Raw genomic sequence first — 3,742 nt, 5'->3', positions numbered from 1 at the left:
GCCGGGCCGCAGCGGCAACAACATCTCGAACGCCGCCTCGGTTTGCACATGGCCGCTTGCCCGGCGGGCCAGATCCACCACCAACTCCCCCGGCGTCGGCGCGGTGAACACCCGCATCACCGGCACCTTCGCACCCAGCACACCCGACAACCGGACAGTCAACTTCGCCGCGATCAACGAGTTCCCGCCGCGCTCGAAGAAGTTGTCGTCCATCCCGAACCGATCGACACCCAACACCTCCGCGAACACCGCCGCCACGATCTCCTCGACCGGAGTGACCGGGGCACGGAATTCTTGCGCCTGGAATTCCGGGGCGGGCAGTGCACGACGGTCGAGCTTGCCGTTCACCGTCAACGGCATGGCGTCGATCACCACGATCGCCGCGGGCACCATGTATCCGGTCAGGAACTCGCCGACCTGGGTACGGAGTTCGGTCGGGTCCAGCCGCGCGCCTGGTTTGGGCAGGACATATCCGATGAGTTGATCGCCGAGTGTGACATCGGTGCGGACCAGCGCGACGGCTTGGCTCACGCCCGGACAGCGCAGCAGTGCCGCTTCGATCTCCCCGAGCTCGATCCGGAAACCACGCAACTGCACCTGCTGATCACCCCGCCCGCCGTACGCCAGGCCCGGCTCACCCCCCGACCGCGTCCAGCGCGCGATGTCCCCCGACCGATACATCCGCGACCCAGGCGGCCCGAACGGATTGGCCACAAACCGCGTCGCGGTCAACCCCGCCCGCCCCACGTAGCCGCGGGACAGCTGACCGCCTGCGACATAGATCTCACCAGGAGTGCCGAAAGGCACCGGACGCAAGCGGATATCCAGCACATGAGTGCCCAGCCCAGGCAGTGCCCGGCCGATGAGGCTCGCAGGACTATCCACCACGTGTTCATCGAGCGCCAGGAACGACACATGCACCGTGGTCTCAGTGATGCCGTACATATTCACCAACCGCGGCCCATCAACCCGGTGACGCTCATACCACCGCGACAGCAGCCGCAAATCCAGCGCCTCACCACCGAAGATCACATACCGCAGCGCGAATTCTCCGGTCGCGTCCGACGCCTCTCGGTCGGCCTCCACCAACTGGCCGAACGCCGACGGGGTCTGGTTCAGCACCGTCACCTTCTCCCGAACCAGCAACTCCCGCAACAACTCCGGTGAACGCGAGGTCTCGTAGTCCACGATCACCACACTTCCGCCGGTCGCCAGCGCACACCACAACTCCCACACCGAGAAATCGAACGCGAACGAATGAAACACCGTCCACACATCACGCTCATCGAACCCGAACAACGGTCGCGAACTGGCGAACAACTCCACCACATTCCGATGCGTCACCCCCACACCCTTCGGCACACCCGTCGAACCCGACGTATAGATGACATACGCCAAGTTGTCCGGCCGCAACGACGCCACCCGCTCAGCGTCGGTCACCGGATCGCCGGAAAACTCCGCCGTCTGCTCCAGCAACACCACCGGCACGCCCGCATCCGGCAAGGCCGAGAGTTCCGCCGACGCGGCCAGCACGCACACCGGCGCCGCATCCGCCAGCACTCCCGCTACGCGCTGGCTCGGATAGGTGAGATCGATCGGCAGGTATGCCGCACCGGCAATCAGCACACCCCACAGGGCGACCGGCAACTCCTCGCTCCGCGACACCGCCACCGCGACAAGGGATTCCGGCCCGGCCCCCACCGCGATCAACGCACGCGCCACCTGGTTCGCACGCCGATGCAAACCATCGAAACTCACCGTCACATCACCGCATCGGATGGCCACCGCGTCCGGTCTGCGTAGAGTCTGCTCGCCGATCAACTGGGGCAGCGTCGCGTCAGGTCCGGACGTGGCTGGAATCCTCGACTGCTCCGGAGCGCTCTGCCTCGATTGCGGAGCAGCCTGACCACCGGCAAGGACATCCGCACCCTCGCCGTCGTCGAGAATGTCGATGTCCCACACCAGGACCGAGGGCTTTCCCGCCGCCGCGGCCACGATGCGTTCGAAGCGGCGGCCGAATGCCTGAACGGTGGATTCATCGAAAAGGTCTGTGGCGTAACTGAATGTCACGGCCAAATCCCCATGTCCACCGTCGCGGCGGACCTGGGGTTCGACGATCACCTGGAGATCGAACTTCGCGGTGATCGCGCCGTTGTCGACGGTGGTCACCGTCAGGCCGGGCAGCTCGAGCGCGGGCTGCTCGATGTTCTGGAACGAGAGCATCACGTTGAACAGCGGGTTGTGCGCTCCAGTGCGCGCCGGGTCGATCTCCTCGACGACTCGTTCGAAGGGGATGTCGGCGTTGGCGAAGGCCGATAGGGCGGTTTCGCGGGTTCGGTCGACGAGGTCGTGGAAGGTGGTCGCGGGGTCGACCTCGACGCGCAGGGCGAGTGTGTTGACGAACATTCCGACCAGGTCGTCGAGTGCTCGTTCGCCGCGACCGGCGATGGGGGTGCCGATCACGATGTCCGTACCGCCGGAGAGCCGCCCGAGCAGGGCGGCGAGAGCGGCGTGGAGGACCATGAACAATGTCGCGTTGTGGTCACGCGCGATCCGGTCTAGTCGTTCGTGCACGTGCGCCGGGATCGTGACGGCCGTGGACGCGCCGCGCATCGTTGGCCTCGACCGGCGCGGGCGATCCATCGGCAGCTCCGGTGGTCCGGCCAACCCGGCCAGCTGGTCCCGCCAATACGACAGCTGCTGCGCGGCAAGGGAATTCTCGTCGGACGCAGTGCCGATGGTGGCGTGCTGCCAGAGGGCGAAGTCGGCGTACTGCACCGGCAGCGGCGACCAGTCCGGCGCGCCGCCGCCGGTGCGGGCCAGGTAGGCGGTGACCAGGTCGCGGGCCAGTGGCGCGAGCGAGGCCCCGTCGGCGGAAATATGGTGCACCACAAGGACCAACAGGTGATCGTCGCCGGAGCTGAACAGCCGCAGCCGGACAGGTACGGACGTGGTCACGTCGAAGCCCCCGGACATCAGCCCGACCACCATGGCGGTGACATCGGTGGTGTCATCGTCGATCGCGAGCCCGTCTGGCAGCACCGCGTCGGTCGGCAGGATCTCCTGATACGGCAGCCCGTCGGGGTCGGCCGGGAAACGTGTGCGCAGCGCCTCGTGGCGTTCCAGCACGTCGGCGACCGCCAAGCGCAGCGCGGGCACGTCCAGGGTGCCGGTGAGCCGGAGGGCGAAGGGCATGTTGTAGGCGGGCGAGTCCGGCTCCATGCGATTGATCAACCACATCCGCTGTTGCGCCAGCGAGAGCGGTACGCGGTCCGGACGCGCCGACCGGACCAGCGGTCTGCGGGTACGCCCGCCGCGGCGAACCACCCTGGCGGCCAACGCTGAAACCTGGGAGGCCTCGAACAGGTCACGCACGGTGACGTGCGACTGCATCGCCTCGTTCAGCCTGGCAATCACCCGCGTCGCGAGGAGTGAGTTGCCACCGAGGGCGAAGAAGTCGTCCTCGGCGCCTACCCGGTCCAGGCCGAGGAGGTCGGCGAAGACTTGGGCGACCGCCTGCTCGGCGGGTGTTCGGGCCAGGCGGCATTCCGTCGTCTCGAACACCGGTTCCGGTAGTTGTTTGCGGTCGAGTTTGCCGCTGGTGTTCAAGGGCAGCGCGGGCAGCGCGACAATTGCGCACGGGACCATGTATGCGGGCAGCGTTACCGAGATCGCGTGTAATAGTTCGTGTGGGTCGAGGTCGTGTCCGGGTGTCGGGACCACGTAGGCGGCCAGCTGCTCG

At 66.9% G+C, this 3,742-nt stretch carries 1 protein-coding gene; it reads right to left on the bottom strand.

The window, feature by feature from the left end; genetic code table 11:
- Positions 1–3,742, bottom strand: a 3,742-nt coding sequence (locus tag ON34_RS03270; RefSeq protein WP_157172153.1) for a non-ribosomal peptide synthetase, incomplete at both ends; no start/stop codon positions are given.

Origin of the sequence: Nocardia pneumoniae NBRC 100136 (assembly GCF_000308755.1) — a bacterium.
GTDB classification, from domain to species: domain Bacteria; phylum Actinomycetota; class Actinomycetes; order Mycobacteriales; family Mycobacteriaceae; genus Nocardia; species Nocardia pneumoniae.
The sequence above is the reverse complement of the archived record's forward strand: the minus strand, read 5'-3'. Positions and strand labels throughout refer to the sequence as shown.